The organism is Hallella sp., assembly GCF_037460745.1.
GTDB lineage: Bacteria > Bacteroidota > Bacteroidia > Bacteroidales > Bacteroidaceae > Prevotella > Prevotella faecis.
This window is the reverse complement of record NZ_JAXVAE010000106.1, coordinates 1-20843: the sequence shown is the minus strand read 5'-3', so window position 1 is coordinate 20843 and position 20843 is coordinate 1. Positions and strand designations below refer to the sequence as shown.

Below are 20843 nucleotides of genomic sequence, written 5' to 3'. Positions count from 1 at the left end.
CACTTTATTTGATGAATTTTAATAACTATGCGATTTTATCGCATCAGTACTATTGCTGAAAAATGAGTTGTCCGTATGCGCCCAACACCGTGTTTCCCAATAGCAAAAGAGGCGTGGCGCAAAGCATCAACTTCCATAGTTTGTATTTGTCCACAATGAGCATAAGGGGCAGAACATATAAGTAAGCTTGCAGGTACCACAGGTGGTAACCGAACGGATTTTCATTGAGCGCAAAGCAATAGAGCCAATCCTTCCCAGAGGGAATAAAAACACCATCTTTTGCTATTGCCCTGCTCTCGGTGACGATGGCAAACAACAAGGTTGACCAAACGATGATGTGAAAAATGTGCTTAATGGTGCGCACCAGTCGCTCACGACCTATTCCCTTCTCGGAATATAACAGAAAGCCTGAAATCATTAAAAAGCATGGTACGGCACACCTCGTCAAAGGTATGAAATCGTCATGCCATTTACTGTATGTGTGCAAGCAAACAATCAGCGTTGCGCAGACAAACTTCAGAATGTCGATGGAGTGGTTGCGCTGGTTCATGTCGTTAAACAACGTTAGAATTTCTTTCCAAACACGATGTTGATGAAGGTCATGAAGAGAATCTTGGCGTCGAACCACCAACTGCGATGCTTCAGGTAATAGAGATCGAGGTCGAGACGTCTGAGCATCTTCTCGATGGTGTCGCAGTAGCCATTGTAGAGCGTGGCGTAGGATGTCACGCCCGGGCGAATCTGGTAGAGGTTCTGGTAGCGTGGGTCGCGCTGCATGATTTGGTCGATGTAGAATTTGCGCTCGGGGCGTGGGCCGATGAAAGCCATGTCGCCGATGAGCACGTTGTAGAGCTGAGGCAGCTCATCGAGGTGATGGCTGCGGAGGAAGCGTCCCACCTTTGTCAGGCGGTTGTCGTCCTCGCTGGCGGTGAGCTGCGGCCCATCGTTCTCGGCGTTCAGCTTCATGCTGCGAAACTTATAGATATAGAAGGGAAGCCCGTAGCGCCCAATGCGCTCCTGCTTGTAGATGGCCGGACCATCATCCTCGCGCCTCACCGCAATGTAGCAGATGAGGAAGAGTGGGGCGAAGACAATGAGGCAGAAGAGCGCAACGAAGAAGTCGGCGCAGCGTTTCAAGTCGCGTCCGGCTTCGGTCATGCCGTCCTCTACATAGTCTTCTTCGCTAAGCAGCGATATCGTTTGAGGATATTCGGTGGAGGGATTGGTCATCATAGTTGTTTGTTCGTATTAGTTATGATGATAACGTATGTCTGTGCGGGTTTATTATACTTTCTTTGCATTTATTTTCCACTTTTTGTGCTTTTTCGGTTTTCGTATCAAAAAGCCTTCAGATAGATTGTTGCGAATTGTTGGCACCCCCTCTATCGCGGTGCTACCTCTATACGCTTTTGTGAGTGCAGTCGAGTTACGTCGCCATTTGTTTTGTCGTATCTTATTTTTATTGTAACTTTGCAGGGCCTCCGTTCACAATAAAACGGGAAAAAAGGAGTTACTATAATAATACAGGTGTAACCATTCAAACAAACGAGTAATCAAATCAGAAGGATGAAGAAACTCATCATTTTCATATTTATCGTGGCTCTGTGCCCCGTAGGCATGAGGGCGCAAAGCAGTATGACCGACAGCCAAGTGGCTGAGATGGTGCAGCGCGAAATGGAGAAAGGCACATCAGACAAGCAGATCGTAGTGAAGCTGATACAGAGCGGTGTGGACATTAACCAGATTAGGCGTGTGCAACGCAAATACCAGCGACAGGCCAAGCAGGCGGGCCTCGGTATGGCTAAGGCCGACGAGGGGGATAGCCGCATGCGCACCAACAACGGCAAGAAGCGCGACGAACTGCGCCAGCGCACCCACGAGGAGAACATAGAGCGTGAGGCCAACACCACGCAGCGCATACAGGGCATAAACAAATGGCAGAACGAATATAACGAGGATGATCAGGACTTCATGCTGATGCAGGCCGAGCTGGGCAACATGACGCACCAAGACTCCATAGCATGGCTCAACCAACTGCTGGAGCAGCAAGAGAAAGGCAAGAAGCGCGTGTTTGGACGCGACATATTTAATAATAAGGACCTGACCTTCGAACCCTCGATGAACATCGCCACACCGCAGAGCTATGTGCTCGGGCCAGGCGATGCCGTGTCGGTGGATGTGTACGGCGCCTCGCAAAAGACATTCAACTGTACCGTGACGCCCGATGGTCAGATCGTGATCGAAGGCTTCGGACCCATCGACGTGAGCGGACTGACTGTAAGCCAGGCCAAGAATCGCATACGCAACACGCTCGGCGCACGCTATCGCAGCAGCCGCATCAACCTGTCGCTCGGACAGACGCGAACCATCACCGTGAATATCATGGGTGAGGTGAAGGCGCCGGGCACCTACACGCTCTCGGCCTTCGCAACCGTGTTTCACGCCCTCTACATGGCGGGCGGCACGAGCGATCTGGGAACGCTGCGCAACATACACATCTATCGCAACAATCGCCTCATCAGCGTGTGCGACATCTACGACTACATCCTCAACGGCAAGATGACGGGCAACGTGAGGTTGCACGACGGTGATGTGATCTCGGTGGGCGCCTACGATTGCCTGGTGAACATCGTGGGTAAGGTGAAGCGCCCCATGTTCTACGAGATGAAGAAGAGCGAGAGCCTTGAGAGCCTCTTGAAATATGCGGGCGGCTTTGCTGGCGACGCCTACACGAAGAGCGTGCGCGTGAACCGCAAGACCGGTCGCGAGTATGCGGTGTTCAACGTCGATGAGTTCGACATGAGCAGTTTCCGCATAGCCGATGGTGATAGCGTGAGCGTCGACTCCATATTGCCCCGCTACGAGAATACCGTGGAGATCAAAGGTGCGGTGTTCCGCCCCGGCATGTACCAAATGGGTGAGAGCGTCAATAGCGTGCGCACGCTCATAGAGCACGCTGAGGGTCTCACCGAGGAGGCGTTCACAGCACGCGCCGTGATGCACCGCATGAATCCCGATCGCACACTGAAGGTGGTGAGCGTTGATGTGGCCGGCATTATGGACGGGCGTGTGGCCGACCTGCCGTTGCAGGAGAACGATGTGCTCTTCATACCCAGCAAGACAGAGACGCTTTCGGAGCGCACCATCACTATCCAGGGCGAGGTGCAATACCCTGGCGTTTACAAATATGCCGACAACGAGACGCTGGAGGACTTTGTGCTCCAAGCCGGTGGACTGCTTGAGACGGCTTCGACGGTGAAGGTGGATGTGGCGCGCCGCGTGAGCAACCCCAAGGCCCTGACCACCGATAGTATTATTGCCAAGAACTACTCGTTTGCGCTGAAGGATGGCTTCGTGATCGATGGCGAGCCTGGCTTTACGCTCATGCCTTACGACGAGGTGTATGTGCGCAAGAGCCCTGCCTACTCGAAGCAGCAGAGCGTGACGGTCGACGGAGAGGTGATGTTTGCTGGCACCTACACGCTCAGCAAACGCAACATGCGACTCACCGACCTGCTGAAGGCGGCAGGAGGCATAACCGACCAAGCCTATGTGAAGGGCGCCCGACTGGAGCGTCGACCCAACGAGGCGGAGCGTGCCCGCATGGAGGCTGCCTTCAAGATGCAACAAGAGCAGTTGCAGCAGCAGCTCCTCGAACTGGCTGCCAGCAGCAACAACGGCGGAAGCGTGCAGCAAGTGGCGCAGCAGTCGAATAACACGCAGCTGAAGAAATTCCAGGTGCCCAACACCTTCCCCGTGGGTATTGAGCTCGACCGAGCCTTGGCCAACCCCAATAGCGACGCCAATATCGTGCTGCGCGAGGGCGACCGCCTCATCCTGCCGCAATACACGGCAACGGTGAAGGTGAACGGAGCGGTGATGTACCCCAACACTGTGGCCTACGAGCGCGGAAAGAGCGCCAAGTATTACATCAACGCCGCTGGCGGATTCGCACAGAACGCACGCAAGAGCGGCGCCTACGTAATCTACATGAACGGCATGGTGGGCAAACTCTCGCAAGGGGCCAAAATCGAGGCCGGCTGCGAGATTGTGGTGCCCAGTCGCATCAGCCGCAAGATGAGCGTGGCCGAGACCATGAGCATGGGTACCGGCATCGCGTCGATCGCCGCCATGATCGCAACCATCGCCAATATGAGCAAGTAAGACTTATCGCATCATGAATAACGAACAAAACAAAGAAGAGGTTATCGACCTGCGTGAGGTGTGGGCAAGCATCGTCAAGCGAAAGAAATGGTTCTTCATCGCTTGGCCCATAACCTTTGTCGTATCAGCTCTCATCATCGTCTGTGTGCCAAGAACCTATACCACCAGCACTGTGTTGGCCCCAGAAATGAACATACCTACGTCTGGTGGGACTTTGGGCGCTTTGGCTTCGAACTTCGGAATCGACTTGGGCGATCGCAACTCTACAGATGCCATCTATCCGAGTCTCTATCCCGACCTGATGGACGACAACGGATTCGTGTACAACCTGTTTGACATACGCGTGAAAAGCGCCGACGGAGCCATCGATACTACACTATACGCCTACAAGCGATATTTTACCCAGTACCCCTGGTGGACAGTGGCAGTGGCCAAACTGAAGAACCTGCTGCCTAAGACAAGCGATGGGCAAGGGACGAAAGGTGTCGCCAACGAGGCCTTCAACCCTTACCAACTGTCGAAAAACGATGACGCCATCATGGGTGCCATCCGAAAGAGCATTGCTATCAGCGTAGACAAGAAGAACGATGTGATTACCATCAGTACGGAAGCACAAGACCCGCTCATTTGTAAGACCATTGCCGACTCGGTGAGGCAACGTTTGCAGGAATTCATCACAGCCTACCGCACCAAAAAGGCGCGTAACGATGTGGAGTATTATGCCAAATTGACAGCTGATGCCAAGGTCGACTATGAGCGTGTGCGCCAAACATACGGTGCGTACGCAGACGCCAACATGGACGTAATTCTACAAAGCTACAAGTCGAAAACTGAAGACTTGGAGAACGATATGCAACTGAAATATAACACCTACACATCTCTGCAAGCACAGTTGCAGGCAGCCCGCGCCAAACTGCGCGAGAACACGCCCGCATTCACCTTGCTTAAGGGTGCGGCCGTGCCCGTCAAGGCCACAGGGCCCAAGCGTATGTTCTTCGTCATCGGAATGTTGTTCTTAATAACGTTTGCCCTCATTTGCTTTTGCACGAAAGAAGTGGTCTTTCCCAAGAAAACGAAGCGAACAGATAAGGAATAAGCTAACCTCCTGCAAATACATGTATGGAAGCCTCTAAGCGTATTATCGTTAATACTATAGTACAATATGGAAAGTCGGTTGTCAACATCTGCCTTTCCCTCTATTCTACGCGCCTTGTTCTCGACGCGCTCAACATCAGCGACTATGGAATCTATTCGGTGGTGGGAGGTGTCGTGAGCATATTAGGCTACCTAACCAATTCGCTTGTGGTAACCACTCAGCGCTACTTGTCGTACCACCAAGGTGCTGCTGACAACGAGCAAGTGCGCAAGGTCTTTGCCAACAGCCTGCTCATACACTTAATGTTTGGAGTGGCTATTTGCCTCATATTGCTTCCGTTGGAAAACTTGCTTATCAACCATTTCCTCAACATTGACCCTCTGCGCATGCAAGCGGCTGGCGCGGTGTACGTCACTATGGTGTTCATGCTCTTTGCCACTGTGATGACTTCGCCGTTCAAAGCCTTACTCATCGCACACGAGAACATTGTGTATATATCTGTAATTGAGGTGATCGATGGTGTGCTGAAACTCGTGCTGGCACTAAGCCTTGCCTTCATTGGGCTCGACAAACTGGTGTTCTACGCCATCGGAATGACAAGCGTCATCACCTTCAACTTGTTGGCATACATCGTCTACGACTACTTCAAATATGAGGAGAGTCATTATCGTTTGGGAAAGAAGAACTACGACAAGGCCATTATCCGACAGCTCTTGGGATTCGCAGGATGGACTACTTATGGCATGGTGGCTGGCATTTGCCAATCGCAAGGTCTCACGGTGGTGTTCAATAAGTTTTTCGGAACAACCATCAACGCTGCATTTGGTATAGGAACGCAGGTCAATGGAGCGGTACGATTTGTGTCCACATCCATCCTTAACGCTATGAATCCGCAGATCATGAAAGCAGAGGGAAGTCACGATCGCGAGAAGATGTTGAGTCTCGCAGGAAAGGAAAGCAAGTTCTCGACAGCGCTGATGATGATCATTTCCATACCCGTCATGATAGAGTTGCCTGACATCCTTGCCTTTTGGCTCAAGGTGGTGCCACCCTATACCACAACCTTTTGCCGTGCGCTCATGCTGGCTTTTGTCGTAGACCAAATGACACTGGGGCTCCATGCCGCCAACCAAGCTACGGGAAAACTGAAATATTACTCGCTCCTTACGTACACGCCAAAGATGATGCTTGTGCCCATAGCGTGGGCAACTTTCAAGGCCGATGGAGGACTTCATCTTATGATGGCCATCTACGTGTTTATGGAACTCGCAGTTTCGTTATCACGGCTGCCCTTCATGAAATACTCGGCTGGGCTCAATGTTACCCAATATGTCAAGGCTTCCCTTATGCCGCTCTTACCTTTGGCCATGGCCGTCACGCTTGCAAGCGTGGCCTGTACCGAGTGTTGCGCATTTCGGTTCAGATTCCTTTTTACAGCATCAGTTGCTGCGACCATTGGCATAATATCGCTTTTCACATTCACGCTTAGCAAGGATGAGAGAACTTATGTACTTCGATTGTTAAAGTTAAAGAGATGACTTTCAACCTGGACAAATACTTGACATTCAACAAGTCGAAGCTTTACACGCTACGAAAAAGCACGCTCGTCGTATGGCTTTACACCATAGGCATCCTCATAGCGTTCCTAACGACCATGAACCCATGGCCGCTATGGAGACTATCCACCACATACATGGTGTTCTCAAGCGCCTTTATCGCCTTGGCGATGATCATCGATCGCCAACTAAGTAATCGTGCCTTCAGCGATGGGAACTACATATATCCCACCGTCGCTTTCTTCGTGTTGGTGTTTTATCAAACGATGATCGGAAACGGAAATGTATCGAGTTTCATAGCTGCTTTCTGTAATTGCTTCATCTTCTTCTCCTTTTTCAGATACAAGGCGGAGTTGAGGCAGAGGATCGTTACGATCATCTGCAAGGGGTTGGCGGCTTTTCTCTGCGTATCAATCACGTTCTTTTTCTTATACATCATAGGATTTTCGCTACCCAATCAATCGTTGGTGTCGCCCGACGAGTTCTATTATTTCACCAACTATTACTTGTTTCTCATAGACGATCGAACTCTTTTCGCCTTCTTCCCCAGGTTCCAGTCCATCTTCATAGAACCCTCTCAGTTGGGCACTGCATGTGTGTTGTTACTGCAAGTGCAGCGAGGCCATTGGAAGAAATGGTACAACTCCATTCTCTTGTTTGCAACTATCATCAGTTTCTCATTAGGAGCATACGCTTATCTCTTTGCCATCATATTCCTCAACCTTTGGTGTAACCGTAAGAAAATGATTCGCAAAGTAATGGGTACTATAGCCGTTCTTTCCACCATAGTCATAGGCTCATTCTTTTATAATGGTGGCGATAACCTGCTGCAAGATCTCATTATCGCGCGAATGGAGATAAACGATGGAGAATTGGCAGGCAATAACCGTACGACAGAGAGCTTCGACAAGGAATACGATTCGTTCATGCAATCGTCTGACGTGCTCTTTGGAAGGCAGAGAGATAACTCTGAATTTGGAAACTCGGGCTACAAAGTGTACATTTATCAATATGGGGTTGTCGGCCTGATACTGCTTATTGGCTTCTTTGTTGTCAGCTACAGGAAAGGTAAGGACAGAAGGGCCGAGATATCATCGTTGATCGTGGCATCCATGGTGTTTATTGTTGACGGATTCGTTGTGTGGTATTGTCGATACATACCGTTGTTCTGCACAGCCACCTCTGAACCTCCAACAACAGACCAACAAGAATTATCCGTATCCGCATCATGACCATCCTATACGTCCTACACACCACCAATCCGGGCAATGGGGCCTCCGTGGCTTTCATGAGCATGCTCCAAGGGCTGATTCCCTTGGGGGTAACGCCAGTTGTGGCCTTGCCCGATCAGGAGGGAATATACCATGAATTGAAACGCCAAGGCGTCGAGATTATCTGCTCTCGATACAGGATGAGTACCTTCCCGTATCTGAAAGGCATGAAGAACAAGGTGCTTTTCCTGCCTCGGCTCATCGCCCGCCTGATACTCACGCACCAAGCCATTCGAAATATAACGCGTCAAGCCAAAGAGTGCCATGTCGATATGGTTCACACCAATACCAGCGTGCTGTCCATCGGATACCATGTGGCCAAACGCTTAAGCGTACCCCACGTTTACCACATACGTGAATACGCCGACAAGATAGGCTTGCATATCATCCCTAGCCAGCACACGCTGGTGTCGCAGCTCGGCGCTCCACATAGCTATGCTATCTGCATATCGCGAGACCTGCAAGCCTATTACCGTTTGAGCGACAACAACCGATCGGTGGTTTCATACGATGGAGGTGACACGCAGCAAGAGCCCATGCCTCATAACAAGAAGGAGCCTTTCTTCCTTTTGGTGGGACGAGTGCAGCAAGCAAAGGGCCTAGAACTGCTCCTGGAGGCTTACGCTAGTTATCATGCCCAAATCCATAGGCCATACCCCTTGTATATCGCAGGCGGCATAGCCGACGCCCATTACTACCATCGCTTGATGGCTTTCGTTCGGGCTCATGACCTCGATGAATCAGTGAACTTTATGGGGCAACGGCGCGATGTGGACCAACTCATGCAACGAGCTGTAGCGCTTATCCTCACCTCGCCTTATGAAGGCTTTGGACTGACGTTTATGGAGGCTGCAAGAAAGGGATGTCTCATCATAGGAAGATATACTACTGGCGTGAAGGAGCAAATGGACAACGGGAAGGAACTGGAGGGAACCGACATAGCTCTGGCGTTCCAAACAACCAGCCAGTTGGCGTCGATCATGATTGATGTGACCAAACACACCCCCAATCATTACGACCTCTATAGGGAACGTGCCTACCGAACCGTATGCAGTGAGATCTACGATCAGAAACGCAATGTTCAACGAGTGTTTGACTTTTACAACCAAATCATACAAAGAGAAAAAAATGAAACCAAGAATAATAGCTCTATACCTGCCGCAATACCACCCCATACCCGAGAACGATGAGTGGTGGGGCAAGGGATTTACAGAATGGAACAATGTGGTAAAGGCCAAACCTTTGTTTAAAGGACACAGCCAACCACACCTGCCTGCTGACCTGGGCTTTTATGACTTGCGAGTGCCTGAGGTTCGTCAGCAGCAGGCTGACCTGGCACGCGAGGCTGGCATTGAGGGATTCTGCTATTACCATTACTGGTTTGGCAATGGTAAGCAACTTCTTGAGCGCCCCTTCCAAGAGGTGCTGGAGAGTGGGAAGCCCGACTTTCCCTTCTGCCTGTGTTGGGCCAATCACGACTGGACCAACAAGACCTGGAAGAGGGGAAGCAGTCTCAAACGCGATTCTATGTTGATGCGGATGACTTATTCGGCGGAAGATGCCGTGAGGCATTTCCACGCACTTTTGCCCGCTTTCAAAGATGAACGTTACATCAAAGTCGACGGAAAACCCTTGTTTGCTGTATGGGCACCAAGAAGCATTCCTGCCTGTAAGCAGTTTGTCGACACTTGGCAACAACTGGCCATAGATAACGGATTTCCAGGAATCCATTTCGTGGGACAGACTGACAACACGGGAAAAGGCTTGCAAGGAGAGAAGAAAAACTACTATTCGGCAGACAGGGCAGGCAGCTATTACCAGTCGGTTCTCGACTTGGGGTTCGACGCCGTCATGTCGTCGGGCTTTCGCCGCGCAGTGGGACTCTATCAGGGACGCCTCTCCATGATGTGGCATATGTTACGTGTTAGAACCGCATTCTCCACCGCCACCCGTATGGATTACCAGCGTTTCATGCGCAATTACTATGTTCCTGAGGATGCATGGGAGAACGTTTATCCCACCCTTCTGCCACAATGGGACAGAACGCCAAGGGCTGGCGAGAAGGCGGAAGTTTTAATTCAAGCCACACCACAACGGTTCAAGGAGACCATACTTGATGCCATGAACCATATAAAGGATAAAACTCCACAACACCAAATACTGTTCTTGAAGGCGTGGAACGAATGGGGAGAAGGCGATTACGTGGAACCCGACCAAACCTTTGGACATGGTTGGCTTGACGCCATCCGCGATGCCGTTAACAACAAATGATAACTTCATGGCACTAACCATATACAACATAAAAAAATGGTACCGTATGCTGACGGGAAAGAGCGTGCTTCACGTCAACCAAGACTTGGGCAAGACGTTTGCAGTTGGCCAACTAACGGGTTATTACAATAACCTGACCGAGAAGGTCACTATGCTCCCCGAACTGCTTCAAACAGATGGGCTACCTACGCTTCACACCGAGAAAGGCGAAGATGTGTTCTTCCCCGTAGCCATCTTCCAGTATGGCTTGGGAGCCTACGACCTGTATCTGCAAACAGGCGATAAGACTTATCTCCGTAAGTTCATGCAATGTGGCGAATGGGCAATGAGTCACCAGCAAGACAATGGCGCATGGAACAATTTCTTCTACGTGTACCCGTCAGCGCCTTATGGAGCTATGGCGCAAGGCGAAGGGGCATCGTTACTACTAAGGGCTTATGCCCAAACCCACGACAAACGCTATAAAGATGCAGCCCAAATGGCCATCGACTTCATGCTCCGCCCCATCTGTGAGGGTGGCACTTCTTCCTATGCCCATGGAGCGATCTGCCTGCACGAGTACACCCACCTGCCTCTTGTGCTCAACGGTTTCGTTTTTGCCTGGTGGGGGCTCTACGACTATTCGCTTGTTGATGACTCCCACACATATGACAAATTCTTGCAACAGTCGTTGAGGGGAATGCGGGAATTGCTTCCACGTTTTTCCAACTCCTACTGGAGCCTTTATGATTTGGGTGGAAAAATTGCCAGTCCCTTCTACCACAACCTGCACATTGCTCAGATGGAGGCCATGTTTCTCATCACGGGCGACAGCGCATTCAAACACTATGCAGATAAGTGGAAAGGCGATCAGGGAAACTCTTTAAAGCATGCATTGGCCTTCACACGGAAAGCCATTCAGAAAATACTGGAATGATGAAGATACTTCTACTATCCAACCAATGCCTGAACAAAGATGGCGTGGGCAACCCTATCATGTACCGCATGGAGCGCTCCATGGCCACATTGCCAGACGTTGGTGAGGTGCGTTTTATGCCTTTTACTAACCGTTTGGGGTGTTTTCGCGACATACGCCATGTGGCCAGTTATTACGATGTGGTCCATATACACTTTGGTGGATTGTATGCCCTGCTCCTGCGTCTTGCGCTCATAGGCATCAACAAACCCATGGTCATCACTTTTCACGGAACAGACATCCACGCTAAGAGCATCAAAACGGCTCATGGCATCGCTAAGAAATTGAAAATAAAGGTGAACCAATGGGCGTCGTTTCTGAGCATTCCACTTTTCTCCTCATGTGGCTTTGTCACTACAGAGATGACGCACTACGTGCCTAGAGCCCTCAGACAGTGGCAACAAAGCAAGTTTTTCGTGCAACGACTGGGTGTCGACTATTCGCTCTTCACACCCGTAACGCATTCAGAGGCATGCCAACGATTAGGTATCCCGAATCGCCCATACGCCCTCTTTTCTGATGTTAGCGGCACAAATATTAAACGCCGCGATATTGCTGAGGCTATCGTTGCTCAGATGAACGGAGAGGTGGCATTGCTACGAATGACCCACGTTAAGCCTGAGTTGGTGCCTCTTTACATCAGCGCCGCCTCATTCCTTCTTCTTACGTCCGACGAGGAGGGATCGCCCAACATCATACGAGAATGTTTAGTGATGAACAAACCTGTGTTTAGTGTAAACGTGGGTGATGCTGCAAAACAGTTGGAAGGACTGGTCAATTCGGCTATCATCAGTAGAGATCCAAAGCTGGCTGCACAAAAAATAAGTGAAGTAGTGAGCATGCCCTACACTGACAACACCAGGGAGAGGCAACGCGCCAAACTCGATTTTGACCATCTAAACCAAGCCGTCGTAGCACTTTACAAAAGACTTACATCTAAATGAAAATAGTACAAATCATAGGAGGACTGGGCAATCAGATGTTCCAATACTCACTCGCATTGGCCTTAAGGAGGCGCTACGGCAATGAGGTCGCCGTTGACACTTGCTTCTTTCGAGGCTATCCACTCCACAACCATTACGAGATCGATAAGATATTTCACGCCACGCTGCCAGTCGCATCCAAGCGAGAGGTGAGGAACGCGTTCCGTCTCCTTGTTGGTCATTACAATCTTAGCCGCATCTACAAGCACTGCTTGCCATGTAAGAAAACCGAATATCGTGAGAAGCAAGCCACGGCTTTCAATCCCAATGTGCTGGAAGACCAACGAGCTACCTATTATGATGGCTATTGGCAAGACCATCGCTATCTAATAGATGTGAAAGACGACATTTTACGCGAGTTTGTATGGCGTCAGCCTCTCACTGGTAAGAATGCCGAGTTGTTCCAGCAATTGGCCAGTGGCAACAGCGTTTCGATACACTACCGTGGTGGCGACTACGTAAACCATCCCACTTTTGGCGGTATCTGCGACGTCGACTATTACAAGCGAGCCATCGCCCAAATTGCGCCTTGTATGCGACCGGGCACACTTGTTGCCATTTTCAGCAATGACATTGCCACTTGCAAGGAGCACCTTTGCCCATTGCTGAAAGATTGCCAAGTGGTGTTCGTGGATTGGAACCAAGGGGCCGATAGCCATCTCGACATGCGCCTGATGACGGCATGCCAAACTAACATTGTAGCCAATTCTTCATTTTCATGGTGGGGTGCATTCCTCAACCAGCGTAAGGATCACGTGGTGGTAGCTCCCAAGCGGTGGACAAGAAACGGGCAAACTGCTCAGCGTTGCTTACCCGACTGGTTGAGGGTGTAATAGCGAACCCAGTCGATATCCATCCAGGCGGGAAGATCATTGATGTCGGGTTTCAGCCATGGATTGTTCCATTGCATGTCGATGCGTAGATAGCTTTCCACACCGTATGGGAATTGATGCTTCACTTTCGCGTCGTTAATCTTATGATAGGTGTACGTTTCCTTGCCATTGACCGAGAAAATAAGACGATCGGGTAGAATCTCTACGCCATAAATATTCCAATCCTCAGCCTTGACGGAAGGTCTGAAAGAGCGCTCCTTCTCGGTCTGCCGATTTTGAATGGTCGAATAGTTGTTATGGGCCGTTTGCACCACGATGTTGTCGTGGTTGTAATGCTCCATAATATCTATCTCTGCCCAGTCGGGATCGTTTTGGTATTTCACGCTCGTTATCCAAATGGCCGGCCAACAACCTTGCGCGCCATGAATTCGGGCCCTTACTTCCATCTTTCCATAACCGCTAAAGTGGAAATGGTTTTGTGTCTGTATGCCACCAGTGAGTACTGTGGCCGTGTCGGTAGGGTCGATATTCTTGTTGCGCTTGCAGTAAAGGCGCAAGTACCCACCCCGCTGACGGTAGAGCTTGTCGTGAGTGGTCATGTAGCGGCGCCACGCCGGTATGTTGCGGTCGATGCGTTCCCAATGGGTCGTGTCGAGTTTGGAACCATTAAACTGGTCTTCCCACACCAAGCGATAGGTGCGTTGTTCATCGGTTTGGCGCGCTGAGGCTTGTCCAGCAATGGCCGCTGATAGCCCAATGACGAACATCAGGCAAGCCATTATTATTAAAAAATGTGTTCTTTTCATTACATATATTGTTTCTGTTACATACAAAGTTAAGGGTATTTGAAGAAAAAATCAATAATAACGCAATATTAATGGGTACTTTACAAAATATTAGCATTTGTTAGGCGTTAATATTATTAAATAACACTTTGTATAATCACACATGACTAAGAAATGGGAGTACTGGTATCTGTAATTATGTCCACATACAACAGTGGTGAAAGCGCTGCTGGAAGCATTGGGAGCATACTTGGCCAAACTTACGGCGACCTGGAGCTCTTGGTTACCGACGATGGTTCAACAGATCCAGCCACCCTGCAATTGCTCAGCGATATGGCTAAGCAAGATGGTAGGATTAGAGTGTTCTTTCAAAAGGAGAACCTCGGGCCTGGGTGTGCCCGTAACAATTCTATCCGGGAGGCACGTGGGCGCTACATAGCCTTTTGTGATAGCGACGACCGATGGGAGCCAAACAAACTGGAGCGGCAGATACGCTTTATGAACGAGAACCATGTGGCTCTTTCCTATACCTCATACCTACGCGTGAAGCCCTCGGGTGAAAAGGTGGCCATTGTCATTGCTCCTGAACGAATGACATTTGGCAAGTTGCAGATGGATAACAAGATCGGTCTGTCCACTGCTATCTACGATATCGAACTGTTAGGTAGGAAGTATTACATGCCCTTGCTTCGCAAACGGCAAGACTGGGGCCTGACGCTCACAATCTTGCGTGACTGCCATTTCGCCTTAGGGTTGAGGGAGCCGTTAACGCTCTACATGGTTAGAAAGGGTTCGGTTTCGCGCAACAAGATGTCGCTCATCAAGTATAACCTCGCTATTTATGAGCAGGTATTAGGATTCTCAAAAGTTAAGTCGGTGCTTAAATTCTGTTTCGTCTTCATGCCCAACTACATTTTCAAAAGACTGAAGACTCGTTGGGATAGTCGGAAATACTTAGCCGACTAACCTTTACCGTCCTCACAAAACCAACAAATCCAACATGCAGCAACAGGAAAGACACATACCCCCATACATCAAGTGGAACGATGACGTGAACAATCCGCGCTTCATACCCGATGGTATGAATGAGGTGGAGCGTGTCACCAAGCGAATCGTCGATTTCTTGGTGGCCCTGGCAAGCATCATTGTGTTCTCGCCCCTGTTTCTCATTTGCTATATCCTGGTGAAGCGCGAGGATGGCGGTCCTGCCATCTTCAAGCAGGAGCGCATTGGCCGGTTTGGCCGTCCGTTCACAATCTATAAGTTCCGAAGCATGCGCATCGACGCCGAGAAAGACGGTCCACAGCTCTTCGGCCACGAAAAGGACAGCCGCATGACGAAGGTGGGACGATTCCTTCGCGACCACCATCTCGACGAGCTGCCACAACTGTGGAACGTCATGAAGGGCGACATGGCCTTCATAGGCCCGCGGCCCGAACGCAAATACTACATTGACCAAATTGTTCAGCACGACCCGCGTTACGTTTATCTCTATCAGATCAGGCCAGGCGTAACATCCTACGCCACTCTCTACAATGGTTACACCGACACCATGGAGAAGATGCTGCGTAGGCTCGACCTTGATCTTTTCTACCTGGAGCACCGCAGTTGGTGGTTCGACGCCAAGATCTTGGTGAAAACATTCATCAACATCATCTTCGGAAAGGTTTTCTAAACCCCATTCTCCTATACTCCCAATGGGCTAAGCCGCATATCGTTTTGCGCCCGTTGGGAAAGTATCATAAAGGGTGTGTCAGCAAGTCGTAATAGCCGACTTCCGGCACACCCTTTAAGCGTAGCTGAACTCGAAGCTAATAACTATGTCGTGCAACGCATCCTAATGCTTTGTCCTTCAGATTACTAACACTTCTTTCGGCATTTTGTCATGGCCCGTTATGCTTTCAATGCGCCTGTTGCAACCTGTTCTTCTCAAACACTGAGAAGGATTGATTTCTAATGGCCTATTTGGGTTTGTTTCGGCCACCAAAAAGGTTTTGCTTGCTGAGGGAGAAGGCGTTGGCGCCCTCTTGTCAACGCATAAAGCAACAGCCCTGACTTCCTTACGGGAACCAGGGCTGTTGGTGATTATAGGGGCGTGCCTCTGATGGTTTACTTCACAAACTTGCATACGGCGGTGTGGCCGCTCTCATCGTGTGCCTTGGCCACATAGCAACCTGCTGGGAGTGAGGTGGCGCTCACCACGCCGAAGTCGCCATGGAGATTGACCACCACGGTGGCCACTTTCTGTCCATGGAGCGTAAAGATCTCCACGGTGGCCTGCTGGCCCTCTCCGCGAACAAAGAGTTGCTTTGAGGCGTAGCTCAGTGTCAACTTGGCTGGGGCTGTAGTGGCGATGGTCTGGATGTCAGTGGGCGTCTGGTGGGCAAGGTGGGTGTTGTAGCTCGTGAGGATGTTCTTCTTGCCAATGGTGGGCTGGCTCATCAGGTAGATGTCGCGACCGCCGTCGGTATAGCGTCCCACGGAGTGGTAGCCGTCGTGGGCGGGGTAGGACAGACTGTCGGTCCAACTCATGTCGGCAGCCGAGAGCGCCACAACGCCACCGCCGTCGTTGAGCTTGAACGAGGCGTGCAGGTGGCGCTGGCTGTCGCGCTTGTCGCACCACACCACGAGATAGCCGTGGGCGGGGATGACCGTGGCGGCCATCGAGGCACCCTTGGTAAGCTGGCATTTCTGCATCTGGGCGAGGTTATCGGTAAGGAACATTCCCTCCACATCCTGAGGTTCGGAAGTGGTGTTGTAGAGCTCTACCCAATCGCTCTTCTTGCCATACTCGTTGACGAAGACATCGTTGGTGGCGCTCACCTCATTGATGCGAACGGGTGTGAATCCCTCCTCCAAGGCGTTGGCGATGGGCTCATAGTCGGCAATGAGGCTGAAGTTGCCCTTGGGCATCGCTATCTCAGCCTCGGTAGCGTAGTAGTTGGTCGATGGCGAGGCGCCGATCGTGGTGTAGAGGGTTGCGTCCCAATAGATATCGCTGCTCGATGCGCTATTGTTGTGAACCTCCACGGCAATCACGTTGGTGCCCTTGTTGAAGAGGGCGGCGCTGAGGTTCACCGATCCCGCGTCGGGGTTGCCAGGGGCGTAGGTGTCGCTATAGGCGTTGTAGCCGCTCTGGCTCATGTTGTGGCGTGCGGCCTCCACGCCATTCACGTAAACGATGAATCCGTCGTCGACCTTGTAGTCGAGTTTGAACACATCGGCCGCTGTAGGAGCCGACGAAAGATAGATGTTGCGGCGGAAATAGTAGGTGGGACGCTTGTTGCGGCTGTCGTTGCCATAATCGATTGTGGTCTTCAGGCCATCCTTGCCATATCCCAATGGGCCGTAGCCGCTATGCCACCCGTTGCTGGTAGGATTGTAGCTGGTGTGGGCCCATGCCGTTCCGTCGAGACTGCCCTGGTCGTAGTAGTGCCATGTGGCTCCCCATTTGAAGATGGACCTCAAGTTGGCGTTGACGCTTTTCCAACCACGGAACGTGTAGCCCGCTGGCGCCTCTGCCCGCAGGGTGACGGGTGCGAAGAGGTGTCCGTTGAAGCGACCTGTGGGAACCTCTATGCCATTGACATACAGGCTGGCGCCCGGTGTGGAACTGCTGAGGGTAGCCTTTTGTGCGTCGGCAACGGTGAGGCCCATGGGGGCGTAATTGCAGAGCGCCCGGGTGGCTGTTGAGAGCCGACTGTTAAGGCTGCTCTTGATGATCTCCGCTGTTTCGTAGGGACTCTCGTTGTTGATCGCCATCTGTGGACCGACAAGCGCCTTGAGCGAATCGATGATGGCCGTGCAGCGTGTGGGTTCGAACACGCTACCGCCCATGAGGCTGTAAACGTCGATGACACGCTTCTTGAACGTGGCATTCTGCAGCATGTTCTTGAAGATGGTAACCAGTTTGATCTCAGCGGTGATGCGGTTCACCTCGCAACCATAGAGTGGGTCGAAGGTATATGTCTGCCTACCCATGAAGTTATTGAAGGGGTCGTTGCTGCCAAAAGCGCCATCAAGGTCGAACGTAACGAAACGGAAACGGCCGTCGACGCTGCGTCTGAACCCCTTGATGTTGTTTTGAGGCCAATCGGCGCCACCGAGATAGAACTCCATGGCCATGTAGTTGGTGTATTCGTCGATATCGACGAGTTTCTTGATCTCCTCGTAGGTGGCTTCGTCGGCAGCGTTGGCCGAGAGCGCATACCATGTGTTGAACGCCTCGTCGGTGCCACATTTCTGTACGTAGCCCGAGTCGGGATTCATCTCAAACTGATCGATCTCCTCATCGTCCCAACCGTAGTTGGCGTAAACATAGTGCTTGTTGTTGGGCTCGCGCACGTTGAGCACGCCAATATACTTGCCATTGATAAACTCATGGACAGGCTGGTAGCTCTGGCCGTCGATGTCGATGCCCGACGATTGGATGATGGTTTGCAGTGCGGGGTCTTTGAAACGGCAACGGGTGTCGTTGCCACCATTGCGAATCTGCAGGGTGCGGTTGCGTATGAAAGGCTTCGCTGCAAAGAACGGATAATTGAGGTTCTTGTTGCCCCCCAACTTCTTGTTGCCCTTCAACTTGAAGGAGTGGGGTGTGTAGGCGCGGCTCCATCCACCACACATCTCGAAGTAGACATCTTGGTTGATGCCCATCTCGTTGTTGGTGGTGATCCATGACAGGTTGGCCGGACGCTCCCAATCCATGTTCCAGTTGCAAACTGTCGACTGGCCATTGCCGGGTCGGCCGTTGGTGCCGCGCACGTAAACGCCAAGGCTGTCGTCGTAAAGGAAGAGGGAGTCCATCACCACACTGACGATGGGAAGGTCGTAGTCCTTATCCTTATATATATAGGAGCGTGTGGTGACGGCGCTTGCCAACTTGCCGCTTTCAAACAAGCGGAAGCGGTAACTGCTGGTTTGGCTCACCTCGAAAGAGCCGTCGGTTGAGGTCTCGCCATTTGAGAGCGTGGGCAATGTGCCATCCAGCGTGTAACGAAGGGTGGCGCCAGCAGGGATACCCACATGTATCGTGAAGGGCAAGGTGAACAGGCGCGAGTCGGTGTCGACCACAGGAGCGGCAAGCTGCTCGGCAGAAAAGACGGCCGTGGCGTTGCTGGCACCCGGCGTGGGAGTGGCGGTCATGCCCCATGTGTCGCCACCATCGGCGGTGCGGGCGTAGCTCACGCGGTCCATGCTCTCGGGATAGCTCACTTCGGCCACCACCTCGCCATCGGCGTTGCTGATGATGAGGATGCCACCGCTCACGTTGAGCTTAAATACCGATTGGTTGGTATTGATGTTGTTGCTGTCGAACCAAACCGTCTTGAAACCGTGGGCGGGGACCACGCCAAGCGTGCTCGGCGTGTACCATTGGCGTAGGTTGGCGGCGTTGTCGGTGAAGTAGAGTCCGCTCAGCTCCACGGCCTTGTCGGTGGGGTTATAGAGTTCCACCCATCCGTCGAAGTTGAAGGCGGGCGACACAAATTCGTCGATGTTGGAGGCCATCACCTCATTGATGACGAGGGATCCGGCCTTGGGCTGATTGCGCTCCACGGTGATGATGGCCTCGCCGCTCACATCCGATCCGTCGGTGGCCTGGGCGTAGATGGTGGCCTCGCCCTCATCCACAGCCGTTACCACACCGTTGGCGTCGACCGTGGCCACGTCGGTGTTGCTGCTCAGCCATTCCAACTTCTTGATGGTGGCATCGGAAGGCACGATGGTTACTGCCAACTGCTGGCTCTCGCCCACAATGAGTGAGCTCTCTGAGGGTGTGAGATCGATATGGCTGATGGGCGTTACCTCGCCGTAATACTCCAACTTGAAGTTGTCGCACATGCACCAGTTGTTGGATGTGAAGTTGCTGTTTTTCAAGCCAATGGAGAGATCGCCACCCTCGTGGTCAAACTCCATCTCGTTTAGGTAGGCACCACGCTTGAACGCTTCGGCGCCGCTTTCCATGGAGTTGGCAAACCACACTTGGGGCTCCACCCACCAGGGCGACCATGTGCCGCTGCCGAAATTTGTCGTCGACGACCACGAGTAGACGCTTACGAGCTTCTGTTCGTGGCTGCCAGCATAAAGAAATCCGGTGATGTCCTCGGTGCCATTAAGGTACGATTGATAACCGTTCTCGTTGTCTTGGCAACGGAAGTAGGCACTGACACTCAGGCGGTAGTGGCCTTGTGGAAGACCTTTGGCAGTTTGGTGGAAGTCGAAGGTGCCATTCCAAAACTCCATGGCGCCGCAGGCTACGCCACGTCCACCGTGGACTCCTTCGCGTGTCCAACCATTGAGAGTGCCGTCGTCGAAGCCTGGGTTGACGAGGGTCGACTCAGTAACGTCGATCCAATGCTTGGCGGCTGAGGATGGAACAACCGCCGCAAACAAAGCGATTGCGGTCAGGCTGGCAAGTAAAAAATGCTTCATATTTAGGTTTTTGTTATTTCAGAGGCAACAAAATTACGAAAAAACATTCGTTTGGCGGCTATCAATCACTGGTTTTTATATAAATAATGTCAAATATGTTTGGCGATTGGAAAAGATTACCTATCTTTGCATCTGCTTATCAGCCCATTGTCGGAGGACGTGGGTTGTGCAGTGTGCCACAAGGCATTATGCCGTCAGGTTGACTGATTGAAAAATGGGGTTGACTGGATTTGAGGTTTTCTCATGGTAAACAATCAGAAAGAAAATCCAATGAAATCAATTAAAAGCCAAGTATTTATCGGGGTTTTGGAAGATTACAGCGACTTTTGCATCTTTCCATTTTCTGAGTATTTTTCTTTTATTTTCCGACTTTTGTCCACACGTTGTCCACACATCCGAAGTTCTTAACTTTGCGTCATAACATTAAAATATTGATTATGGCCAAATAGTACTGATGCGATAAAATCGCATAGTTATTAAAATTCATCAAATAAAGT

General features: G+C 51.2%; 15 protein-coding genes. 11 read left to right on the top strand and 4 right to left on the bottom strand.

Annotated features, from left to right (window positions below):
- Positions 1-49: 49 nt before the first annotated feature.
- Complete coding sequence (locus tag WKK33_RS06840; protein ID WP_337933069.1) at positions 50-550, bottom strand: acyltransferase family protein; 501 nt, start codon at positions 548-550, stop codon at positions 50-52.
- Between the two features lie 14 nt (positions 551-564).
- On the bottom strand, positions 565-1230 hold the full coding sequence (locus WKK33_RS06835) for a sugar transferase (RefSeq protein ID WP_215758653.1): 666 nt from the start codon (positions 1228-1230) through the stop codon (positions 565-567).
- Positions 1231-1566: 336 nt separating this feature from the next.
- Between WKK33_RS06835 and WKK33_RS06830 the strand changes: the two genes are divergently transcribed.
- Genes WKK33_RS06830 through WKK33_RS06790 form a run of 9 tightly spaced genes read left to right on the top strand, consistent with a single transcriptional unit; the run spans position 1567 to position 13129 of the window.
- Entirely contained in the window at positions 1567-4164 is a 2598-nt protein-coding gene (locus WKK33_RS06830; protein WP_337933068.1) for an SLBB domain-containing protein, read from the top strand.
- A 13-nt stretch (positions 4165-4177) separates the two neighbouring features.
- Positions 4178-5260 (top strand): chain-length determining protein, encoded by a 1083-nt coding sequence (locus WKK33_RS06825; protein ID WP_337933066.1) that lies wholly within the window; start codon positions 4178-4180, stop codon positions 5258-5260.
- A gap of 23 nt (positions 5261-5283) precedes the next feature.
- On the top strand, positions 5284-6798 hold the full coding sequence (locus WKK33_RS06820) for a hypothetical protein (RefSeq protein ID WP_287769088.1): 1515 nt from the start codon (positions 5284-5286) through the stop codon (positions 6796-6798).
- Positions 6795-8048, top strand: a complete 1254-nt coding sequence (locus WKK33_RS06815) for a hypothetical protein (protein ID WP_215758541.1) — start codon at positions 6795-6797, stop codon at positions 8046-8048. The genes WKK33_RS06820 and WKK33_RS06815 overlap by 4 nt, the downstream gene beginning before the upstream one ends.
- Positions 8045-9277 (top strand): glycosyltransferase family 4 protein, encoded by a 1233-nt coding sequence (locus WKK33_RS06810; RefSeq protein WP_337745642.1) that lies wholly within the window; start codon positions 8045-8047, stop codon positions 9275-9277. The genes WKK33_RS06815 and WKK33_RS06810 overlap by 4 nt, the downstream gene beginning before the upstream one ends.
- Entirely contained in the window at positions 9216-10358 is a 1143-nt protein-coding gene (locus WKK33_RS06805) for a glycoside hydrolase family 99-like domain-containing protein (RefSeq protein ID WP_215758544.1), read from the top strand. The genes WKK33_RS06810 and WKK33_RS06805 overlap by 62 nt, the downstream gene beginning before the upstream one ends.
- Positions 10359-10365: 7 nt before the next feature.
- On the top strand, positions 10366-11274 hold the full coding sequence (locus WKK33_RS06800; RefSeq protein ID WP_337933064.1) for a D-glucuronyl C5-epimerase family protein: 909 nt from the start codon (positions 10366-10368) through the stop codon (positions 11272-11274).
- Positions 11271-12257 (top strand): glycosyltransferase, encoded by a 987-nt coding sequence (locus WKK33_RS06795; protein WP_337933063.1) that lies wholly within the window; start codon positions 11271-11273, stop codon positions 12255-12257. Before WKK33_RS06800 ends, WKK33_RS06795 begins: the two co-directional genes overlap by 4 nt.
- The gene (locus WKK33_RS06790) at positions 12254-13129 is read left to right on the top strand and encodes an alpha-1,2-fucosyltransferase (protein ID WP_337933061.1); all 876 of its coding nucleotides are present in this window, start codon (positions 12254-12256) and stop codon (positions 13127-13129) included. Before WKK33_RS06795 ends, WKK33_RS06790 begins: the two co-directional genes overlap by 4 nt.
- Here WKK33_RS06790 and WKK33_RS06785 read toward each other — a convergent pair.
- The gene (locus tag WKK33_RS06785) at positions 13096-13935 is read right to left on the bottom strand and encodes a glycoside hydrolase family 16 protein (RefSeq protein ID WP_287769081.1); all 840 of its coding nucleotides are present in this window, start codon (positions 13933-13935) and stop codon (positions 13096-13098) included. The two genes, WKK33_RS06790 and WKK33_RS06785, sit on opposite strands and share 34 nt — an antisense overlap.
- 177 nt (positions 13936-14112) lie before the next feature.
- On the opposite strand from WKK33_RS06785, the gene WKK33_RS06780 reads away from it, so the two are divergent.
- Positions 14113-14880, top strand: a complete 768-nt coding sequence (locus WKK33_RS06780; protein WP_252344819.1) for a glycosyltransferase family 2 protein — start codon at positions 14113-14115, stop codon at positions 14878-14880.
- Positions 14881-14995: 115 nt separating this feature from the next.
- Positions 14996-15589 (top strand): sugar transferase, encoded by a 594-nt coding sequence (locus tag WKK33_RS06775; RefSeq protein WP_287769136.1) that lies wholly within the window; start codon positions 14996-14998, stop codon positions 15587-15589.
- Positions 15590-16023: 434 nt separating this feature from the next.
- Here the strand turns inward: WKK33_RS06775 and WKK33_RS06770 are convergent, their stop codons facing one another.
- Positions 16024-20346: a CotH kinase family protein gene (locus WKK33_RS06770; protein WP_337933058.1), complete on the bottom strand. Its 4323-nt coding sequence runs from the start codon at positions 20344-20346 to the stop codon at positions 16024-16026.
- Positions 20347-20843 lie beyond the last annotated feature (497 nt).